Source organism: Algoriphagus sp. NF, assembly GCF_028823735.1.
In the GTDB taxonomy this organism is placed as follows: Bacteria; Bacteroidota; Bacteroidia; order Cytophagales; family Cyclobacteriaceae; genus Algoriphagus; species Algoriphagus marincola.
The window spans coordinates 85885-107617 of the sequence record NZ_JAPEIB010000009.1 but is presented as its reverse complement, the minus strand read 5'-3'; the positions used below and the strand labels follow the sequence as shown (position 1 = coordinate 107617).

Genomic DNA, 21733 nt, shown 5'->3' with positions numbered 1-21733 from the left:
ATTGATTTTGCTTAGCTCGACGTCAAGAACAATATCTAATGTATTGCTGAATTTCTTTTCCAGGTTAATTCTTCGGTATTTCAATTTTCTTTCCCTCAAAAGCCCATTTCTGCTATCTTTGTGCCTTATTTTGAGCGGGATGCCCCGCGTGAGGGATAGAAGCGGTATCTGCCTGATCCGATGGCAATCGGATCAGCGGATAAGAGCGGATAGCCCGACCCCGCCTTTTCCGGCGGGGGCACGCCCAAAAAAGCCCGACATTCATTCATCCGACCATATTCGATAGTGAAAACGTATCAGGAATTCAAACAGGTAGATTACCCGCACATCGGGGAGTCAATCCTTCAGTATTGGAAAGAAAATCAAATCTTCGAAAAGTCCATTGCCAACCGGGAAGGTGCGGAAACCTTCACATTTTTTGAAGGTCCGCCTTCGGCAAATGGAACTCCCGGGATCCACCACGTGATGGCCCGGACGCTGAAGGATATTTTCTGCCGCTACAAGACACTGAAAGGTTTTCAGGTCAAGCGAAAAGGAGGTTGGGATACGCATGGACTTCCTGTGGAGCTTCAAGTCGAGAAAGAACTCGGCATTACCAAAGAAGATATCGGCAAGAAAATCTCGGTGGAGGAATACAATAAGCGATGCAAGGAAACGGTGATGCGATTCAAAGACGAATGGGATGACCTGACCGAGAAAATCGGCTATTGGGTTGACTTGGATGATCCGTATATCACCTTTGACAGCAAATATATTGAGACGCTTTGGAGCTTGCTGAGAAGGCTTTATGAAAAAGGCTTGCTCTACAAGGGCTACACTATTCAGCCTTATTCACCGGCTGCCGGTACGGGACTTTCTTCCCACGAGTTGAATCAGCCAGGGACCTACAAAGACGTCAAAGACACTTCCATCACGGCTCAGTTTAAGTTGAAAGGGGAAGAGAATACCTACATTCTCGCCTGGACCACTACGCCTTGGACTTTGCCTTCCAATTCGGCTTTGGCGATTGGTGAAAACTTGGATTATGTGAAAGTGAAGACTTTCAACCCTTATACCCACGAGCCGGTCACGGTCATCTTGGCAAAGTCAAGAATGGGAGCTTATCTCAATCCAAAGGCTGCGGAGCTGAAGTTGGAAGATTATAAACCCGGGGATAAATTGATTCCTTACGAAGTGGTGGATGAATTCAAAGGGAAAAGCATGCTGGGATGGGAATACGAGCAGATCTTCCCAATTGAAGCCTTGGCATTGCCGAATCCGGCGTTTACGGTGGTAGCGGGTGACTATGTGACCACTGAAGATGGTACTGGAATCGTTCACTTGGCGAAGGCATTTGGTGCGGATGACTTTCGAACTTTGGTACAGAATAATGTGCCCGGCGTGTTTGTCAAGGATGACTTGGGTAATGATATTCCAGTCGTAGACAAGCAGGGGAAATTTCTTCCGGTAGTAGGAGAATACCTAGCTGCGAAAATGAAGGAGCATGGAATCACGGCTCACAAAGCGTATGGGGCGGATGATTTTTATGTCAAAAATTACACTGAGGATGATGAGAGTGCTGCGGATTTCAAAAACACCGATATCATCATCTCCATCATTCTGAAGAATGAAAATAAGGCCTTTAAGGTCGAGAAGTATGAACACACCTACCCTCACTGCTGGAGAACAGACAAGCCTGTCTTGTACTACCCCCTAGAGAGCTGGTTTATCAAAACCACTGCCTACAAAGATCAGCTGGTAGCCCTAAATAAGACCATCAACTGGAAGCCTGAGGCAACTGGTACGGGGCGATTTGGCAACTGGCTGGAAAATCTGGTAGACTGGAACCTCAGCCGTTCCCGATTCTGGGGTACTCCCCTTCCAATCTGGAGAACAAGCGATGGTACCGAAGAAAAATGTATTGGTTCTATTGCTGAACTCAATGCTGAGATCGAAAAGTCCATCGCTGCTGGCTTTATGAAGAAATCTCCTTATGAAGGAAAAGAACTGGATTTGCACAGACCCTATGTGGATGATGTGATTTTGGTTTCGGAGAAAGGTGAAAAAATGTTCCGAGAGCCAGACTTGATCGATGTGTGGTTTGATTCTGGAGCCATGCCTTATGCGCAGTGGCATTATCCATTCGAAAATGAGGAAATCTTCAAAGCCAACTATCCGGCGGATTACATTGCCGAAGGTGTGGATCAGACTCGAGGATGGTTCTTTACCCTGCATGCCATTGCCGTGATGCTTTTCGATAGCGTTGCCTTTAAAAATGTGATCGCCAATGGCTTGGTCTTGGATAAAAATGGAAACAAAATGTCCAAGCGATTGGGCAATGCTGTGGATCCGTTCAAGACCTTAAAAGAATACGGCCCGGATGCTTTGCGCTGGTACATGCTGAGCAATGCCAACCCTTGGGACAACCTAAAATTCAATCTGGACGGTGTAACCGAAGTGCAGAGACGCTTCTTCGGTACGCTTCAGAACAGCTATAATTTCTTTGCGCTATACGCTAATTTGGATTCATTCGTCTACGACAAGGCACAATCCGTACCGGTAAGTGAACGGGCAGAACTAGATCAGTGGATCGTTTCTAAGTTGCAGTCTTTAATTGCCGAGGTAGAGGAAGCCATGGATAATTATGATGCAACAAGAGCAACTCGAGCGATCATGAATTTCACGGTGGATCAGCTTTCCAATTGGTATGTGCGTTTGGCTCGGAAGCGATTCTGGAGGGGCGATATGAATAGAGATAAGCAGGCTGCCTACGAGACCCTTTATGAGTGTCTGCTTTCTATCTCCCAACTCATGTCTTCCTTTGCTCCTTTCTATGCTGATTGGCTCTACAAAAATCTGACAGAGGCAGGTGAAAGCGGCCAAGAATCTGTGCATTTGACGGATTGGGTTTCCGTAGACCGAGCCTTGATCAATACTGATTTGGAAGAGAGCATGGATTTGGCGCAGACGATTTCCTCCTTGGTGCATTCGCTTCGCAAAAAGGAAAAGTTGAAAGTTCGTCAACCGCTGCAGCGAATCTTGATCCCTGTTTTGAGTAAGAAAACGCAGTCCCAAATCAAGCATGTGGAAGAATTGATCAAAACTGAGGTCAATATCAAGGCGGTTGAATACATCGATGATGCTTCCGGGATTCTAGTAAAAGAAGTAAAGCCAAATCTGCCTGTGCTTGGCAAAAAATATGGTCCTAAGATGCGATTTGTGGTTGCAGCGATCAAATCATGGGGACAAGATCAAATCAATCAAGTCGAGCGAAACGGTTCGATTGCCATAGATGTTGATGGAGAAAAGGTAGATCTACTTTTGGAAGAGGTACTCATTTCTTCTCAGGACATTCCAGGGTGGTCTGTAGCTTCAGATGGAGGAGTGACAGTTGCCTTGGATGTTACCCTGACAGATGAGCTGAAGCAGGAGGGTGTGGCCCGCGACTTGGTCAACCGAATTCAAAACCTGCGAAAGGATATGGGACTGGAAGTACAAGACAAGATTCATATTTTGGTGGCTGATGGCAATGCATTGGTAGACGAGTCGATCAAAAATTTTGGTTCCTACATTCAATCTGAAACCCAAGCGCTGAGTTTGCGTGTGAGTGAGGAGGCAAAATCAGGAACTTTACTCGATATGGATGATTTCGAAATCGAAGTGAAGCTCACCAAAGCCTAATCCTAAATCATGAATAAATACATCAAATATTTCGGAATTGCGCTTTTGGTCATCCTCATCGATCAGGCAGTGAAAATGCTTGTTCATTTTGAGATGGATTTTGGCACACCTGGTCAAATTAAGATTTTTGGGGACTGGTTTAAGCTTCATTATACCACCAATCCAGGAATGGCATTTGGGATGGAGCTGGGAACCGAATATGGTAAACTTCTCCTAACTAGCTTCCGATTAGTAGCGATGTTTGGGATAGGTTATTATTTATATTACATCATACAAAAGAAGAATCATACTCTTTATATTATTTGTATTTCCATGATTTTGGGAGGTGCAATTGGTAATTTGATTGATTCTATATTTTATGGTGTTTGGTTAAATAATGCCCCTTATGATGCACCTACACCATGGTTTCATGGTCAGGTAGTGGATATGTTCTATTTTGATATTTGGGAAGGATACATCCCTGATTGGGTTCCGCTTTGGGGTGGAAGTTATACAGCATTATGGCCTATATTCAATATTGCAGATGCAGCAATTTTTGTAGGAGTGGCCATTATTCTGATTTTCCAAGGGCGTTTTTTCCCGGAAACACCGAAAAAAGAATCACCGGAACCCGAAATAGAGGTGAATGAACAGTGATTTTTGATGAATCAAAAAGAAAACCCTTTCTGGAATGCTCCCGAAAGGGTTTTTTTGTTAATTTTCACATTCCTATTCAATAATAAATAGCCGCCTCTTTATCGAATTATCAAAATTCGTTGGTAATAATTATACAATAATTAAATGATTGTAGATTCCTCGCAACCTTTTCAAATAGTCTATTCAATTTTCAATCATGAGTTTCTAGGCTTACTATTTGAGTCTTTTGTAGTGCAAATTGATGATAAAGGAAGACTCTCTTTAGCCTACCAAAATATCAGTTCCGCCAATGCCTCGGAGTTCGATTCCGGACTCGATACTAAGGACTATGAGTTGATCAAGTTGATGGATGCGATGCAACCGGAGGAGGTAATCAAACCGTTAATCCCTGCCAAGAAGAAAGTCCGTCCAAAAGACTATGTACAGCAGGTATTTGATCCAAAAACTGAAAATAAAGCCGTTCAGGAACTACTGCAAAAGCGTTTAGAGCGACAGCGCGCTGAGATATTGCCCAAGCTGATTGGTCGAAGACTTTTCGAGATGGGATCGGATGGAAGCCCAACTTGGAAGGAAATTGAAGTGCTGCCGGAGCCTACATCCATTATATTTCATTTTCATAAAAATCCAGACAATACGCATTATTACCCTACACTAAAATACAAGGGTGAGCAAGTCGTGATTCATGGAAAAGGTGGATACCTTTTATGTAAAGATCCTGCGTGGTTTACGGTCGATCAAAAGCTTTATCACTTTCCCAATCATGTTGATGGGATGAAACTTCTGCCTTTTTTGAGAAAGAAGTTTATTCTGATTGAGAAAAAGATGGAACCGGTGTATTTCCGAAAATTCATGGTTCCGATGATGACGCAATACAATGTAGACCCCAAAGGTTTTGAGGTGACTACGGATCGGGGAAAACCAGAGACCATTCTACAGTTTTATCCTTTGAGTGGAAGCCAAGGCGATATTTGGGGAGGCTTTTCGGACGAAAGTGAAGAGCAAAAGATTGTTTTTGAAATTCGATTCAAATACGGTGATGAGCTTTATCCTCCCGGTGCAAAAGAGGATGGATCCAGTCAGCCTGTTACCTTGATTGAGAAGGACGGTGAGTTCATGTTTAAGCAAACCATCCGGGCCGTACAAAAGGAAAAGTCCATGATCTCATTCATCAAGAAGCTTGGGATGGATTTTACCAAAGAGCGTCCTGTCAATCTTGCCAAAACCCTGGCATTTGAGTGGCTAAGCGAAAATGAGGAGTTTCTTGAAGAAAAGAGTATCAAGGTTATTCAGAAGCCAAGCTTCGAAGGAAAAGTCTATCATATAGGCAAGGCTCAGATGACCATCGAAGTCAATGAAAATATTGACTGGTTTGATGTCAAAGCCATGATCAAGTTTGGAATATACTTGGTTGCTTTTCAGAAAATCCGAAAAATGATCTTGCAGGGCAAGACTGAATTTGAATTGCCCAATGGAGAAATGGCGGTTATTCCCGCTTCTTGGTTTGTCAATTACTCGGAGCTGTTTTCTTTTATGGAAGATGGTACGGTGGATGGTCAAGTGATCATGCGGAAGCATCATTTGGCTTTGGCCAAGCAGCTTGAGGAAGGCAATCTTGTTCAGTTGACGCTCAGTAGAAAACTTGAGCAGCTTCGAGACTTTGAAAGTATTGAGGATTACGCATTGCCAGAATATTTTGAAGGGGATTTACGACCCTATCAAAAGGCCGGCTACAACTGGCTTCGTTTCCTTAATGAATTTAGATTTGGAGGCTGTTTGGCAGATGATATGGGTTTGGGTAAGACTGTTCAAACACTGGCTCTTTTGGCCTTCGAAAAGCAGGAAAACCCGGGTTTTTGTTCATTGCTGGTCATGCCTACTTCCCTGATTTATAACTGGGAGCTAGAGGCAAGGAAGTTCTGTCCTGAATTAAAAATTCTGGTCTACTCCGGTACACAGCGGATCAAGGATCCATTCAAGTTTAGAGAGTATGATTTGGTGCTGACATCCTATGGGATTACTAGACTGGATATCCATGTGCTGAAAGATTTTTATTTCAATTATGTCATTCTGGATGAATCCCAAGCGATCAAAAATCCAAGCAGTAACATCGCCAATGCAGTCAATAAGCTAAAAAGTAAGCAAAAGCTGATTTTGACAGGTACTCCAGTTGAAAATGGTACCATGGACCTTTGGTCTCAGATGAACTTTGTAAACCCAGGACTATTGGGTACACAGGCAGGATTCAAAAAGCAGTTTCTTCAGCCCATCGAAAAGCAAAATGACAAGGAGAAGGCGATTAAGCTGCATTCGATGATCAAACCATTTATTCTTCGAAGACTCAAATCACAAGTAGCAACCGATCTTCCGGAGAAAATCACCAATGTGAAGTACTCAGCGATGACTGAGGAACAGGAAAAGGTATACGAAGAGGTAAAAAGCTATTACCGGGAGAAAATCATTGGAGAGAATCCATTGGCATCTCTTGGTCGCCAACAGTTTACCTTGCTTCGGGGTCTTACCCAACTGCGACAGATCGCCAATCACCCCAAATTGGTTCGAGATAATTATGAGGGGAATTCCGGTAAGCTAGAAGATGTGACCTACATGTTGCAATCAACAGTTTCGGAGGGGAATAAGGTTTTGGTATTTAGTCAGTTTGTAAGGCATCTCGCTATAGTTCGGGAATATCTGGACTCGGAGGGAATATCCTATTGCTACCTCGATGGCTCGACTAAGGACCGACAAGGGCAGGTGGAGCGTTTTCAGCAGGATGACAGCGTAAAAGTATTTTTGATTTCCCTCAAAGCGGGTGGGGTAGGATTGAACTTGACCAAGGCAGAGTATGTCTTCTTGCTTGATCCATGGTGGAATCCAGCAGTCGAGGCACAGGCAATTGACCGAGCGCATCGAATAGGCCAAGAAAACAAGGTGATCATCTATAAATTCATCAGTATAGGATCAGTGGAGGAGAAAATCATGGCCTTACAGGATCGAAAGCTTGCACTTGCCGGGGAATTGATCGGAACAGAAGATAGCTTTATGAAAAGCCTCGATAGTGAGGATATTCGGGCTTTGTTGGATTAAATAATTTCAAAATTCCAAAATTTGAAAATTCCAAAATTGGAATAACTCTTCCGTTTTGGAGGATTGAAAGATTGGTAATTAGCTACTGGATAATTTTTCAATTTTTGAATCTTTCAATTTTCAAATTTAAAAAATTGAAAGTCAGTCGACTAGGCTACTATTCATAAGATTTAACCATAATTTATTCTTATCGAGTGATATTCTCAGAGATATTTTTCTAAATTATTACAATCAATTACCATTTATTCTTTCCTGCACATGCCTAGAGCCAAATCCGATAAAGATCGGAAAATCTTTGTGCTGGACACGTCAGTGATCCTATATGCACACAATTCCATTATGAATTTTGCCGAGCACGATGTAGTCATCCCGATTACGGTGTTGGAAGAACTCGATCAGTTCAAAAAGGGCAATGATACCAAAAACTTTGAGGCCCGGGAGTTTATCCGACTATTGGACAAGCTGTCGAGGGATCAAATGATCCATGAGTGGACTCCGCTCAATGGAAAGACCAAGGGGAACTTCAAGGTCTTGATGAACCCAGATAATAAGATCAATGCCAATGTGATCTTTGGAGAGGAGAAGAATGATCATAAAATCCTCAATGCGGCTCTTTACCTTAAAGAGAATGAGAAAAACCGAAAGGTCATTTTGGTCTCAAAAGACATCAATCTTAGGCTAAAGGCAAAATCGCTTGAGATTCTTGCTGAAGACTATGAGACTGGTAAGATCAAGAATATCACAGAACTCGAAAATACCGGCAAGTATGTGCTCGAAGATGTAGATCCAGATCATATCAATACCCTTTATGAGGTAGGATTTATCGAAGCCAAGTCTGTTTTGGGTACTCGTAAGCGAAAGGCTAATGCTTATTACATCCTCAAAAGCAATAAAAACTCGGTCTTGACTTATTACAATTCCGATGAGAATGTACTGGAGAGAGTAGATAAAAAGCTAGCATACAATATCAAGCCCAAAAATGCGGAGCAGACTTTTGCACTGCACGCCATCACTAATCCAAATATTAGACTGGTGTCCATTCAAGGGGTAGCGGGTACCGGAAAGACTTTATTGGCATTGGCTGGGGCCTTGGAGCAGCGTAGAGATTACAAGCAGATCTATTTGGCACGGCCGATTGTGCCTCTTTCCAACAAGGATATAGGGTATTTGCCTGGAGACATTAAGTCCAAGTTGAATCCTTACATGGAGCCGCTTTGGGATAATCTGAAATTTATCCAAAATCAATACAAGGAGACAGATAAGGAATATCAAAAGATCACTGAGATGGTCAATCAGGAAAAACTGGTTATTCAGCCACTTGCTTACATTCGAGGTCGTTCTTTATCCAATATTTTCTTTATCGTGGATGAGGCTCAAAACTTGACTCCTCACGAGATCAAGACCATTATTTCCCGAGCAGGTGAAAATACCAAAATCGTTTTCACCGGGGACGTGCATCAGATTGATACTCCGTATTTAGACTCCCAGTCTAACGGCATGTCCTACCTGATTGACCGGGTAAAAGATCATCCTCTCTATGCCCATATCAAGTTGGAGAAAGGGGAGCGGTCTGAGTTGGCAAACTTGGCGAATGAATTGTTGTAAATAGTCTTTCAGTAACTTTACTCAAATGGGCGGTCTTATAAATTCTTATAGGACCGCTTTTTTTGTGGACTGGAATAAAACATGTAAAACTTTGTAACCCTGAAACCCCCAAATTTTCTTTGGTAATTTGTCCGTAAGTGATAGAGAAGCGTACGTTTTTGAACACTAATTTTTTGAAAAAGCTTAAAATCAGGCTTCTAGGCCAATATTTTCACTTTGGGTCAGTTTTGGCATATAGGATTGGTACAAAAGCAAACCAACTTACAAAGCCATGACTACTTCAATCTTCACACAAAAAAACATCTGTGCAGCTTTAGGATTGGCAATGGCTGTTACCATTGTCATCAAAGCAAATGTCGAACAAAGACAAACAGAAAATACTGCCCGATTTGAAATCACTAAACCAACTACACAAATGGGCTTAGAAACTGCCGAAGGTCCTGAGATTCCTCAGGTAAAAATTTATCGAGAGGAAAACTCCTGATCATAGAGGAACTCTCAAAACGACAACTCGTAAGGGTTAATTTGGTTGATTGTTTGGTTAAATAGAAAGAGACGGGCATTGTCCGTCTTTTTTTTTCAATCAAACGTAGTTTTTTAATATTCCTTTCTATCAAATTGAATCTTATCAATTCCTTAAAACTAATTACCGAATCAATTTTTACATTTGAATTGCTGGAAGCATTTAATAAAACAAATACCCTAGACAAATTTCAGGGTCTATGAGCCAATTTATCCGATACCTCCAAGACTACTTTCAAAAGCATTTCCATCTTGGGTTTTATCTCAGTGTGACACTTTTTCTGGGCTTAGGGATTTTTCTCAATTATAGATTTGACTTCGAAAACAGCTTCATTGATTCATTTCATCAGACCTGGGCTCAATGGCCATTGATGTCCATTGTCACTATGTTTCCTTTTTTGGTCATTTGTGGACTGCTTTATTTATTTAATCTAAACCGAAAATGGCTTTTCTCTTTAGAGTTTTGGCTTCTGTTTTTGCTGGCGACTTTACTGATTGGATTTCAGCGTTCTTTCTTTTTACACTATACAATTGTGGACTTATTTGAACTTTCGGATCGTCTTTTTATCGGTAAATTACTCTGGTACCTGAAGTCCTATATTATCACTTTGGTTCCTTTGTTGGTCTTTTATCGATTTTATGAGTATCCCCAGGATCCGCATAAATCTTGGTACGGATTAAAGGTAAAAGGCTCTGACTTTCGACCTTACCTTTTCTTGATCCTTCTTGTCTTTGTAGGAATAGGTTTGGCTTCCTTTATTGGAGATCTGACTCGCTATTATCCCCGCTTTGATAAGTCAGGAGGAGATATTTTTGCACAGGCACATGGAATTCCGGAATGGGTCAGCATTTTGTTTTTCGAACTGCTATATGGCCTCAATTTTCTGAATATTGAGTTTTTCTTCAGGGGCTTTCTGGTAATAGGTTTTTCCAGAATTTTAGGAGGAAATGCAGTGATGGCTATGGTGGGGGCTTATGTTTTCTTACATTTTGGCAAGCCCATGGCAGAATGCATTTCTTCGGCCTTTGGGGGCTACATTATCGGGGCATTTGCCTTTTATTCAAAGCGTATTTGGGGAGGTGTGGCGCTGCATGTCGCCTTAGCTTGGAGTATGGAGTTTTTTGCTTGGCTTCAGAAGTCCTTATACTAAGATCACCAGCAGACTTTTTGCACCATGAGCTCCGATTACCAATGATTGTTCGATATCTGCAGTCTTGGATGGCCCTGCGATAAATAGTCCAAATCCAGAATGATCACTGTCTATTCGGTCATAGGCCTGATGCATATTGCTGACCAAGGTTTCTTTCGAAAGAATCAAGACCAAATGCTCGGTGATAAAAGGAAGGGCTCGGTGGGGTAATTGAGAATCATCCAACCACATCGCTCCATTTTCAGCTACTCCAAACTGAGCATCCAAAATCGCCAACTCAAGATGATCTAATTGATGTGCATCGTCAGGAAGCTCTTGCGTAGCGTAGGTATGAAAAGGCTCCGAACAGGAAATGACGTGTTGAAAATTGGTACTTGCTATCCAGTTTTCAAATTCCTTCTTGCTCAAGATTTCTCCTTTATTGGCCTCAATGGCACTTTTAAAAAGTTCTACCAAATCACCTTCTAGCTGAAAGTTTGGGATATCGGGTAAGGCTTTGTTTTCTTTTTGAATACCCCGTATCGAATTCAAGATTTCTTCCCGACTACTCATGGCGATTTCGTTTATACCAGTCTTGAAATGATTCCTTTGGAGCTTTGGGAAGGTCTCGGCTTTTTCCCCAAATATTCAGCGGATTATAAATCACGCTCTCTGGCAAGCTTTTGATTACTTTTCGCATCAAAGATCCAGAAAATTGATAGGCTAATGGACTTTTGAATATTCCACTGGCTAATTTCATGGAAAGGCCTTTTCCTACTTTTCCATGATGTTTAGTGATTTCCTGTCGCCATTCATAGAGCTGTTCGTGAATATTGATTTTGACTGGGCAGACATCCGAGCAGCTTCCGCAAAGGGTGGAGGCAAAAGGCAGGGTGCTGTATTTTTTCATGTCTAATCCCGGCGAAAGAATAGATCCAATTGGGCCGGGGACGGTGCTGCCATAGCTAAATCCTCCGCTTCTGCGATAAATGGGACAAGTATTCATACAAGCCCCACATCGAATGCATTTGAGGGAATTTCTAAACTTTTCCCTAGCCAATTGTTTGCTTCGGCCATTATCCACGAGGACTAAGTGGATCTCTTTCCCTTTGGCAGGACTTCTAAAATGTGAATTGTAATTGGTGATGGGCTGTCCGGTAGCCGACCTAGCCAAAAGGCGTAAGAAGACCCCTAGGTCTTTCCTTCGGGGAATGATCTTCTCAATGCCCATGCATGCGATATGGGTATCAGCCAAATGAACTCCCATGTCCGCATTTCCTTCATTGGTACAAACGAGGAATTCACCTGTCTCGGCAATGCCAAAATTCACCCCGGTGATGGCTACTTTCGCTCCCAGGAACTTCTCCCGCAAATGGAGTCTTGCCGCATTGGTCAGATAAGTCGGGTCCTCATTTCCCTTCTCAGTATGTAGCTTCTCGTGGAAAAGGGCTGAAATATCCCGCTTCTTCAAGTGAATAGCAGGCATAACAATGTGGCTAGGCGGCTGCTGAAGGAATTGAACGATTCGCTCGCCTAGATCCGTATCAACGACCTCAATACCCTGTTTTTCCAGATAGGGGTTAAGATGGCATTCTTCGGTCAAAATTGACTTGCTTTTGACAATAGCCTCGCAATTTTTCTCTTGAAGAATGCTCAGTACAATTTCATTGTGCTCTTTCGCATCCTTGGCCCAATGAACTTTTATGCCGTTTTTTTGAGCATTTGCTTCAAAATTCTCTAAATAAACATCAAGATTGGATAGGACATTATCTTTGATTTGGGAGGCAAGATTTCTGAGTTCTTCCCATTCCGGGATAGTCTTGCTGATGAGGTCCCGCTTTTCCCGGACCATCCAAAGCGTTTCGTCATGCCATTGGGAATTGGCTTGATCCTTTAGAAACTCAGTGGCTGCTTTGGGATGGCTCATCGAATAGCTTGATTTAGGATTTCTGCGATATGCATAAATTCAACTTTTTGTCCCTCTCGCTTGGCTATGCCTTCCAAATGCATTAGGCAAGACAAATCCCCGCCGGTCAAAACGTCTACCTCATGGGATAAATGATCGGCCAAGCGATCTTTTCCCATCTGGATAGATAAGGCTTCTTCGGTAATGGCAAAGGTCCCCCCAAATCCACAGCATTCATCATTGCGACTGAGCTCGACCCACTCCAATCCGTCTAACTTTTTCAATAGCTGTTGTGCTTTGTTAAAATGAGGAATATTCAACTCAGAGCAGGAAGCCAAACGAAGTCCCCGCAATCCATGGCAAGAGGAATGAAAACCAACTTTTTTGGGGAAGGAGCCTTTTAGTTTTTCTACTTTGAGTATATCAGTCAGGAACTCGGTTAACTCATAAATCCGATCATGCACCCGATTTTGCTCCTTCTCCATGTCGGGGAGCTTGGGAAAATGCTCCTTCACATGCAAAACACAACTGCCGGAAGGGGCGACGATGTAATCAAACTCTTCGAAAAGTTGGATAAAGTGAAGACTTGAACCTTCTGTATCTCGCTCATATCCTGCATTAGCCAATGGCTGTCCACAGCATGTTTGCCCCAATGGATAGCTTACCTTACAGCCTAGCTTTTCCAAAAGCTCCAAAGTAGCAATGGCCACTTGAGGATAAAACTGATCCACGTAGCAGGGGATGAATAGGCCAATATTAGGTTCTTTTTTCATCGATATTGTAAAGGCTTGAATTTAGAATTTTTCATTCAAGTCAATCCAAGAAAGTGATTTTTCATCAAAACTCATTGGCTATAGCGTTCTGAATTTATATTTCTGGTTTTCCAAAAGATTTTTTAACCCTAACTTCGAAGCCAAAGAATCCAAAAAATGAAAAAATCACTCTTTCTTATTTTATTCCTAGCCTTTGGGCTTGGAGCAGCTTTCGCTCAAATCCAAACCCCTGAGCAGTTTCTTGGCTACAAGCCCGGTGACCGATTCACTCCGCATCATCGGATGGTAGATTATTTCGAGCATGTAGCTGCGAATAATCCCAATATCCAACTCGTTCAATACGGGGAAACCAATGAAAAAAGGCCGCTTTTTATTGCGATTCTTTCTAGTCCTGAAAATATGGCCAATTTGGAACAAATCAGGGAAGACAATCTCAAGCGAACAGGAATGCTGGAAGGTACTCCAAGCACGGCTGTTCCGATCAACTGGATGTCTTTCAATGTTCACGGAAATGAATCCGTGGGAATGGAAGCAGCGATTTCTGCCTTTCATACCTTAGCTGACCCTACTAACGCAAAGTCACAGGAATGGCTCAAAAATCAGGTCGTGATCATCGATCCCTGTATCAACCCTGACGGTAGAGATCGCTATGCCATGTGGTACAATCAAAAGATGAATACCATCCTCCAGCCGGATTTGCAATCTATGGAGCATAATGAACCTTGGCCGGGTGGTCGAGCAAACCACTACCTCTTCGATCTCAACCGTGACTGGGCATGGCAGGTACAAGTGGAATCTCAACAAAGACTAAAAATCTATCAGCAATGGATGCCTCAACTCCATCTGGATTTTCATGAGCAGGGAATCAATAATCCATTTTATATGGCACCTGCTGCTGAGCCTTTGCATGAGCAATTGACTGACTGGCAGCATGAATTTCAGGATATTTTTGGAAAGAATACGGCCAAGTATTTTGATGAAATGGGTCGTTTCTACTTCACAAAAGAGCGTTTTGATTTGCTTTACCCATCCTATGGCGATACCTACCCGATGTACAATGGTGCTATTGGAATGACCATTGAGCAAGGTGGAAGCGGACGCGCCGGACGAGGAGGATTTAATGCCGTGGGTGATACAGTCACTTTGAGCTATCGTATCGAAGGCCACTACACCGCGGCCATGTCTGCTGTAGAAGTTACCAGCCAAAATAGCCAAAAGCTATTGGACGAGTTTTCGAAGTATTTCGAGCAGAATTCTTCAAATCCGATCGGGAAGTATAAAAGCTTTGTAATCAAAGGCGAAAGTAACCCTGCCCAAAAGGCAAAATTATTGGCACTTCTGGATAAAAATGGAATTCGATATGGTAAGGCCGGAAGTAAGTCAGGTCTTCGCGGCTTTGAATATTCAAGTGGTAAGAATGTGAGTTTTTCCACCGACGAAGATGATATCGTCATTTCTGCCTTTCAGCCAAAATCAGTTTTGACTCAGGTATTTTTTGAGCCCAATCCGCAGTTGAATGACAGTATTACCTATGACATCACTTCCTGGGCACTTCCATACGCTTACAATCTCGAAGCTTATGCTTTGGAAAGCCGCTTAGATCCTTCAGGAGAATATGAGGAGGCAGAATTTAAAAATGTTGCGGTTTCGAAAACTCCTGTAGCCTATATCGCACGATGGGAAGGAACCCGAGATGCGGCATTTTTGGCCTCACTTCTCAGACAAGGAATCCGAGTGAAATATCCTGAATACGCCTTCAAAACTGAGGGCAAAAGCTTTCCCGCAGGGACACTTTTGATTACCAAAGGGGGGAATGAGTATGTAGCAGATTTTGACAAAAAAGTGGCTGAAACTGCCAACCGCTTTGGTGTGATGCTCGAGACTACCATGACTGGATATATGGAAGAAGGTAAGGATTTTGGTTCGCCGAATATTCGGGTGATCCAAGCTCCAAAAGTTGCCTTGGTTGGTGGTGATGGTACTTCTTCACTCAATTACGGTGAAATCTGGCATTTCTTCGAGCAGGAACTCGACTATCCGCTTGTAAATCTAGAAATGGGTGATTTGGGCCGATATGATTTGAGTGATTATGACGTCTTGATTATGCCATCTACCTGGGGTGGAGGACTGAGCAAAAGTGCAGAAGAACGAGTATTGGAGTGGGTTCGCGCGGGTGGTAAGTTGATTGCCATTGATGGAGCAGTTAATCTGTTTGCGAATAAGGAAGGATTTGCCCTGAAAACATTTGATACTGATGAGGAGGAAAAAGCTGCAAAAAAAGCTGCTGATACCTTAGCCAAGGTGGAGCGTTTGGAACCTTATTTGGAAGGAGAGCGCCTGGCAATTTCCGGCGGAGCAGCTGGAGCGATTTATCAAGTCGATATGGATGAGACGCATCCTTTAGGCTACGGTACGGGAGGAAAGTACTACACGCTGAAGAATAACTCCAATATTTTTGCCTACATGGACCGAGGAGTCAATGCCGGAAAAATCATTTCGAATGACTCCTACCGTACCGGATATATTGGCTACAAAATCAAATCAAGTATGGGCGAATCTCTGGCAATCGGTAGCGAGCGAAAAGGCCGTGGAGAGATCGTTTATTTTGTAGACAATCCGATTTTCAGAGGTTTCTGGGAATCCGGTAAATTGGTCCTGAGCAATGCGATTTTTTTGGTAGGACAGTGATTTAGTAGCAAGTATCTGGTATCAAGTAGCAAGAGGCCGACTCCGATTATCGGGGTCGGTTTTTTTGGAAAAAAGGCGCTCTAATAAATTAAAATTGCACATTGATTTGTGCACTTTTTGTGGTTTTTTGCACATATGGATGTGCAAAAAGTCATAGGCCTATCTGGCTGTTAATTTTATTCTATGTATTTCCGCTTTCCTGCTGGGAAAATAGGTGTATAATCCAAAATAAGCCTTAAGGTTTAGAATTCGGAGACTTCATTCTTCCAACTTCTAGCTTCCAGCCAGAATGAATAAGAATGAATTTCAACTTTTATTATTGATTACAATCTTCATCTTTTATGAAATATTCTCAATTTCTTTCCCTATTTTGTCATACTGAAACAATAAACCTTTAAACCCTTTTGCCATGAAATCAAACAGAAGAGAATTCTTCAAAAAAGTGGGTGTTGGCACACTAGCTGCATCCGTTCCTTTTTCTTCCCAAGCTTTTGCAAAGGAAAGTGCTCCAAATTCTGATGAGCAATTTCTCCAAATCGGAGACAATATTGCGATCGCAGATACCAGTAATGGTAAAGTTCGCGGCTATATCCTCAACAGTACTTACACTTTTTTAGGCGTTCCATACGGAGCAGATACCTCAGGGAAAAACCGTTTTATGGCTCCTAAAAAGCCAGAACCCTGGACTGATGTAAAACCCACAATTTGGTGGGGGAATACCGCTCCGCAGATTATGGATAACCGCTACGCCAATGTGCATTATTCTTTTGCGGATCATTGGAATTACGATGATGTCAGCGAGGATTGCCTTAAGCTCAATGTTTGGACTCCTAGTTTGGACGGAAAGCGAAGACCAGTCATGGTTTGGCTACACGGTGGAGGCTTCACAAATGGAAATGGCATCGAACAGGACGGCTACCATGGTGAGAATTTTGCACAGCAAGGGGATGTAGTCTTTGTCTCCATCAATCATCGATTGGGTCCGATTGGATTTACGGATCTTTCGGGTGTAGGAGGGGAGAAATACAAGGATTCCGGTAATGTCGGCATGCTGGATATTATCGCTGCTTTGGAATGGGTCCGGGACAATATTTCCAACTTTGGAGGAGATCCAAACAATGTTACCATCATGGGACAGTCTGGAGGAGGTGCAAAAGTAACCTGCGCTATGGCGATGCCTGCCTCAAAAGGGATCGTTCACAAGGGTGTAGCGCTGAGTGGAAGCATGCTTACCGCGAATGATAAAGAATATGCTCAAAACCTCGGAAAGTATGTGATGGAGGCAGCTAACTTGACTCCTCAAACCATCGATCAACTTCAGGAGTTGAGCTGGAGGGAGTATTTGGATGTGGCTTATGTGGCATTGGAGCGCATGCGAAAAGAATTTCCTCAACCAGGTTTCAGGGGTGGGTTTGGTCCTGTGGCTGACGATATTCATATCCCGAAGGGAGAGTTTTTTAGCGAGACTTCCCCTCATGCATCCGATATGCCTTTGATGGTTTGTACGACATTTCATGAATGGAACCCGACCCGAACCAATGCTGAATTAGAAAAAATCGATCGACTAGGTGTCATCGATCAATTGAAAGGACGGTTTGGAGATAAGGCCGAAATGGTTTATTCAGCCTATGAAAAGGATTTCCCCAGTGTCTCCCCGGCTGATCTTTGGGCGATGATCTTATCCAATCGTCAGGGCGCGATCAATACTTCTACAGCAAAAGCCAAACAAAGTGCCCCCGTTTATTTGGCTTGGTTTGGCTGGGAGCCCAATCTGTACGATGGCAGAATGAAGGCATTTCACTGTATCGACATTTGCTTCTGGTTTAAGAATACGGACCGCATGTACACGCATACAGGTGGAGGTGCGAGACCTCGTGCTCTCGCGGATAAAATGAGTGCTTCACTTTTGGCATTTATGCGCACAGGAAATCCGAATGTACCTAGTCTTCCAGATTGGCCAAAATTCTCAGCAATTAATGCAGAAACGCTAATACTCAATGATTCCTGTCAGGTCAAAAACAAACCTGATGGAAATGGTTTAGCGGCTTTGATGGCCTAATTCAATAGAATGCTGCTCTTCAAAAGGGCAGCATTTTTATTTCAAACGGTTTCCAAAATTTTTCCTTGAATTTTTATCCTTCTGGGCCTTATTTCCCATTGCTTTTCCCATAAATTAGGCGCTCTCAAATGAATGATTATGACTGATTTTAAAAATTATAGCGTTCCTTATCAAATCGCTCCTGAATACACTCAAAAAGTAGCTTACTTCTCCATGGAGTTTGCCGTACATCAGCCGCTAAAGATTTATTCCGGCGGTTTGGGTTTTCTTTCCGGCTCCCATCTACGAAGTGCTTACGAATTGGGGCAAAATCTGATCGGAATAGGGATTCTTTGGAAATATGGCTATTACGATCAAACTCGAAATCAAGATCAAACCCTCAAGCCTGAGTGGTATGAAAAGACCTACAGCTTCTTGGAAGATACCGGAATTAAGTTTCGGGTGACTGTTCACGACGTACCGGTATGGGTAAAGGCTTGGTATCTTGCCCCTGAGACTTTTAACTCGGCTCCTCTATTTCTGCTCAGTACAGATTTGCCTGAAAATGACTACCTCAGTCAAACCATCACGCATAAGCTATACGACTCTGATACAGCCGCCAAAGTAGCCCAATGTCTGCTACTTGGGATCGGAGGAGCCAAATTGCTGGATGAACTCAATTTCAATCCTGATGTCTATCATTTGAATGAAGCTCATGGCGTAAGCTCAGTTTTTCATTTGATGCGCAAGTTTGGTAGCAAAGAGGATGTTCAAAAGCGATTGGTTTTCACTACCCACACACCAGAAGAAGCGGGTAATGAAAAACATGATATTCATTTATTGAATAAAATGAGCTTTTTCAATGGATACTCTCCTGACGAAGTACGAGAGATAGTTGGCTTTACAGGTGATACTTTCAATCATAGTCTTGCAGCTTTGCGCTTTGCGAGAAAGGCCAATGGTGTGTCTAAATTACACGGAGAGGTAAGCCGGGAAATGTGGAGAAACTATCCGAATATTCCTGAAATCACACATATCACCAATTCCCAAAACTTCAAATACTGGTCCGATAAGCAATTGTACCGATTTATGGATCAGGAGGATCAGGAAGGCTTCGATGATAGAAAGTGGTACTTGAAAAAGCGGGCTTTTGAAATCGTGGCCGATCAGACCGGGAAATTACTTGACCCTAAAGTACTCACCATTGTTTGGGCAAGAAGGTTTGCTACTTACAAGCGGGCAGAGCTTATCACAAGGGATATCAGAAGATTCGACGCATTAATGCGAAACTCAAAATACCCGATTCAAATTATTTGGGCTGGTAAGCCCTATCCACTTGATTACAATGCGATCTCGGTATTTAATCAACTCGTTCATCTGAGTAAACAGTACCCTAATATGGCAGTTTGCACGGGCTATGAATTGACGCTTAGTAAGCGATTGAAACAAGCCTCAGATATCTGGCTGAATAATCCCCGAGTACCACGGGAGGCTTCTGGCACCTCAGGAATGACCGCATCCATGAATGGTGGAGTAAATTTCTCCACCTTTGATGGATGGATTTGTGAGTTTGCTGAGCATGGGAAAAACAGCTTTATCGTTCCTCCAGCTAATTATAATACCATGCATGTGGAAGATCAGGATGAGTATGATTTGGAAAAGCTTTATGAGGTGTTAGAAAATGAGATTCTTCCTACCTATTATGATCAGCCTGATCAGTGGAGAGGAATTGTTCAGAAGGGAATGAAAGATGTCATCGGCTTTTTTGAAAGCAATCGTATGGCCAAGGAATATTACGAGGTACTTTACAAAAGTTGATTTAAAAAAGTATTTTGACCAATCTATCAAGCTCAAATCGGATATTCCGGTTTGAGCTTTTATTTTGCTTCTCAAAGCTGAACGTTTTATGAAAAAGATCCTGCTCCTAGTATTTCTATTTCCCATAGTTTCCATAGCTCAGGAGATAATGCCTCCATTGATTCCTTGGAACGGAAAATCTGAAACTCTTCTTGTCGAAAAATCCAACCCATGGATCACTCCCGGTGAACTCAGTAATTTGACAGAGTCACCAACATACGAAGAAACCTATCAGTGGATCAAAAAACTGGCTGACTCAAGTCCCTTGCTTCAATTGAAAAGTCTGGGTAAAAGTGAGCAAGGACGAGATATATGGATGCTTGTTGCCTCAGCTTCTCAACGTTTTGATGGAGCTAGTCTTAAAGCTAGTGAGAAGCCTTTGATCTTCTTCCATGGAGGGATTCATGCTGGGGAAATCGACGGAAAAGATGCAGGGATGATGTTGCTGAGGGATATCGTTCATGGAGATAAGGGAGACTTACTCGAATTGGCAGATATTCTTTTCATTCCAATCTTGAATGTCGATGGTCATGAGCGCAGAAGTCCTTTTGGACGCGTCAATCAGCGGGGCCCTGCTGAAATGGGGTGGCGGACCAATGCTCAAAATTTGAACTTGAACCGAGATTTTTCAAAAATCGAAACAGCAGGAGTTCGGGCAGTAGTAGAAGTCATCAATGAGTATCAGCCTGATCTGTATGTAGATGTGCACGTGACAGACGGGGCCGATTACCAATACGATATTACCTACGGCTACGTCAAAACCGGTGGCTATTCTCCGGCAGTCAGTGAGTTTTTGGCAAATACCTTTCAGCCCGAAGTGGATCAAGCACTTGAAGATTGGGGACACATTCCTGGCCCTTTGCTTTTTGCAGCAAACGGAAGAGATTTCTCTGCTGGGAATGTTGCTTTTTCCTTTAGTCCACGCTTTTCCCATACCTATGGGGATGTCAGGCATTTGCCCTCCATTTTGATAGAAAACCATTCGCTCAAGCCCTTCCGGCAGCGTGTTTTAGGTACTTATGTATTTATGGAACAAGCCATCAAAACCATGGCTTTACATTTCGAGGCAGTTCAGCAGGCAATCGAAAAAGATCAAAACCAGGCCAAAGAGTCCTTGGCTGTTAAATTCAAATTCCGGGATGCACCGGCAGATACCATGGACTTCAAAGGAGTGGCTTCAAGAAGAGAGAAGTCAGAGATCACGGGCGGGGAATATGTCGTTTGGGAAGGAAAAGCGATCAGTCAGCAAGTACCCTCACTTTTGATGGATGTACCGGTACAAACTGTACCTATTCCCAAGGCCTATTGGATTTCTTCCGAATGGGGTGAAGTAATCGAAAAGCTACAGATTCACGGTGTTGAAATGGAAACCCTTACCGAGGCAAAAGAGCTGAAATTGGAATATTCCAAGGTGACAGAGTTCAAAATGGTTGCTCAGCCCTATGAAGGCTTGATGCGGGTGCAGGATTTCGGTTCGGAAAAACTTTATCGGACCCAAACCTTCCTTCCAGGCTCGGTTCGAGTTAAAACAGATCAAGATTTGGGTGAGTTGATCGTAATCCTTTTAGAGCCTGAGTCTGTGGACAGCTTTTTCCAGTGGGGATACTTCAATTCGATTTTTTCACAAACCGAATACATGGAAACTTACATCATGGAGCCAATGATTGCAAAGATGCTTCAGGAAGATTCTGCCTTAAAAGCAGAATTTGAAGCAAAAAAAGAAGCAGAACCTGAGTTTGCTCAGAACCCAAGAAGGATTTATCGTTGGTTTTATGAAAAGACTCCTTATTTCGATCAAAACTGGAAGGTCATTCCGGTGGGTAGAGAATGGTAA

The 21733-nt window shown here is 42.8% G+C and carries 13 protein-coding genes; 10 read left to right on the top strand and 3 right to left on the bottom strand.

The genetic code is table 11. From position 1 onward, the window contains the following. Positions 1-285: 285 nt before the first annotated feature. The 6 genes from ileS (at position 286) to OU792_RS06170 (ending at position 10658) form a co-directional block, all read left to right on the top strand. On the top strand, positions 286-3660 hold the full coding sequence (ileS, locus tag OU792_RS06195) for an isoleucine--tRNA ligase (RefSeq protein WP_274669754.1): 3375 nt from the start codon (positions 286-288) through the stop codon (positions 3658-3660). A gap of 9 nt (positions 3661-3669) precedes the next feature. Then, positions 3670-4296 (top strand): lipoprotein signal peptidase, encoded by a 627-nt coding sequence (locus OU792_RS06190; RefSeq protein WP_274669753.1) that lies wholly within the window; start codon positions 3670-3672, stop codon positions 4294-4296. Positions 4297-4440: 144 nt separating this feature from the next. Further along, complete coding sequence (locus OU792_RS06185; RefSeq protein ID WP_274669752.1) at positions 4441-7380, top strand: DEAD/DEAH box helicase; 2940 nt, start codon at positions 4441-4443, stop codon at positions 7378-7380. Positions 7381-7638: 258 nt separating this feature from the next. After that, the gene (locus tag OU792_RS06180; RefSeq protein WP_100628981.1) at positions 7639-8985 is read left to right on the top strand and encodes a PhoH family protein; all 1347 of its coding nucleotides are present in this window, start codon (positions 7639-7641) and stop codon (positions 8983-8985) included. Positions 8986-9256: 271 nt separating this feature from the next. Next, positions 9257-9469, top strand: a complete 213-nt coding sequence (locus OU792_RS06175) for a hypothetical protein (protein WP_134199243.1) — start codon at positions 9257-9259, stop codon at positions 9467-9469. A gap of 238 nt (positions 9470-9707) precedes the next feature. After that, complete coding sequence (locus OU792_RS06170; protein ID WP_274669751.1) at positions 9708-10658, top strand: hypothetical protein; 951 nt, start codon at positions 9708-9710, stop codon at positions 10656-10658. On the opposite strand, the gene OU792_RS06165 is transcribed toward OU792_RS06170, so the two are convergent. Genes OU792_RS06165 through OU792_RS06155 form a run of 3 tightly spaced genes read right to left on the bottom strand, consistent with a single transcriptional unit; the run spans position 10650 to position 13316 of the window. Then, positions 10650-11210 (bottom strand): LutC/YkgG family protein, encoded by a 561-nt coding sequence (locus OU792_RS06165; protein WP_134199247.1) that lies wholly within the window; start codon positions 11208-11210, stop codon positions 10650-10652. The genes OU792_RS06170 and OU792_RS06165 overlap by 9 nt on opposite strands. Further along, positions 11203-12564, bottom strand: coding sequence for a lactate utilization protein B (locus tag OU792_RS06160; protein ID WP_134199249.1), 1362 nt, complete (start codon positions 12562-12564; stop codon positions 11203-11205). The genes OU792_RS06165 and OU792_RS06160 overlap by 8 nt, the downstream gene beginning before the upstream one ends. Then, on the bottom strand, positions 12561-13316 hold the full coding sequence (locus OU792_RS06155; RefSeq protein ID WP_134199251.1) for a (Fe-S)-binding protein: 756 nt from the start codon (positions 13314-13316) through the stop codon (positions 12561-12563). Before OU792_RS06155 ends, OU792_RS06160 begins: the two co-directional genes overlap by 4 nt. 156 nt (positions 13317-13472) lie before the next feature. Here OU792_RS06155 and OU792_RS06150 point away from each other — a divergent pair, with 156 nt between their 5' ends. The 4 genes from OU792_RS06150 (at position 13473) to OU792_RS06135 (ending at position 21733) form a co-directional block, all read left to right on the top strand. After that, positions 13473-16004, top strand: coding sequence for a M14 family metallopeptidase (locus OU792_RS06150; protein ID WP_134199253.1), 2532 nt, complete (start codon positions 13473-13475; stop codon positions 16002-16004). Between the two features lie 409 nt (positions 16005-16413). Then, positions 16414-18063 (top strand): carboxylesterase/lipase family protein, encoded by a 1650-nt coding sequence (locus tag OU792_RS06145; RefSeq protein WP_134199255.1) that lies wholly within the window; start codon positions 16414-16416, stop codon positions 18061-18063. Positions 18064-18201: 138 nt separating this feature from the next. Further along, positions 18202-19860, top strand: a complete 1659-nt coding sequence (glgP, locus tag OU792_RS06140; protein WP_342453727.1) for an alpha-glucan family phosphorylase — start codon at positions 18202-18204, stop codon at positions 19858-19860. Between the two features lie 88 nt (positions 19861-19948). Continuing rightward, a complete protein-coding gene (locus OU792_RS06135) occupies positions 19949-21733 on the top strand; it encodes a M14 family metallopeptidase (protein ID WP_274669749.1) in 1785 nt (594 codons plus the stop codon).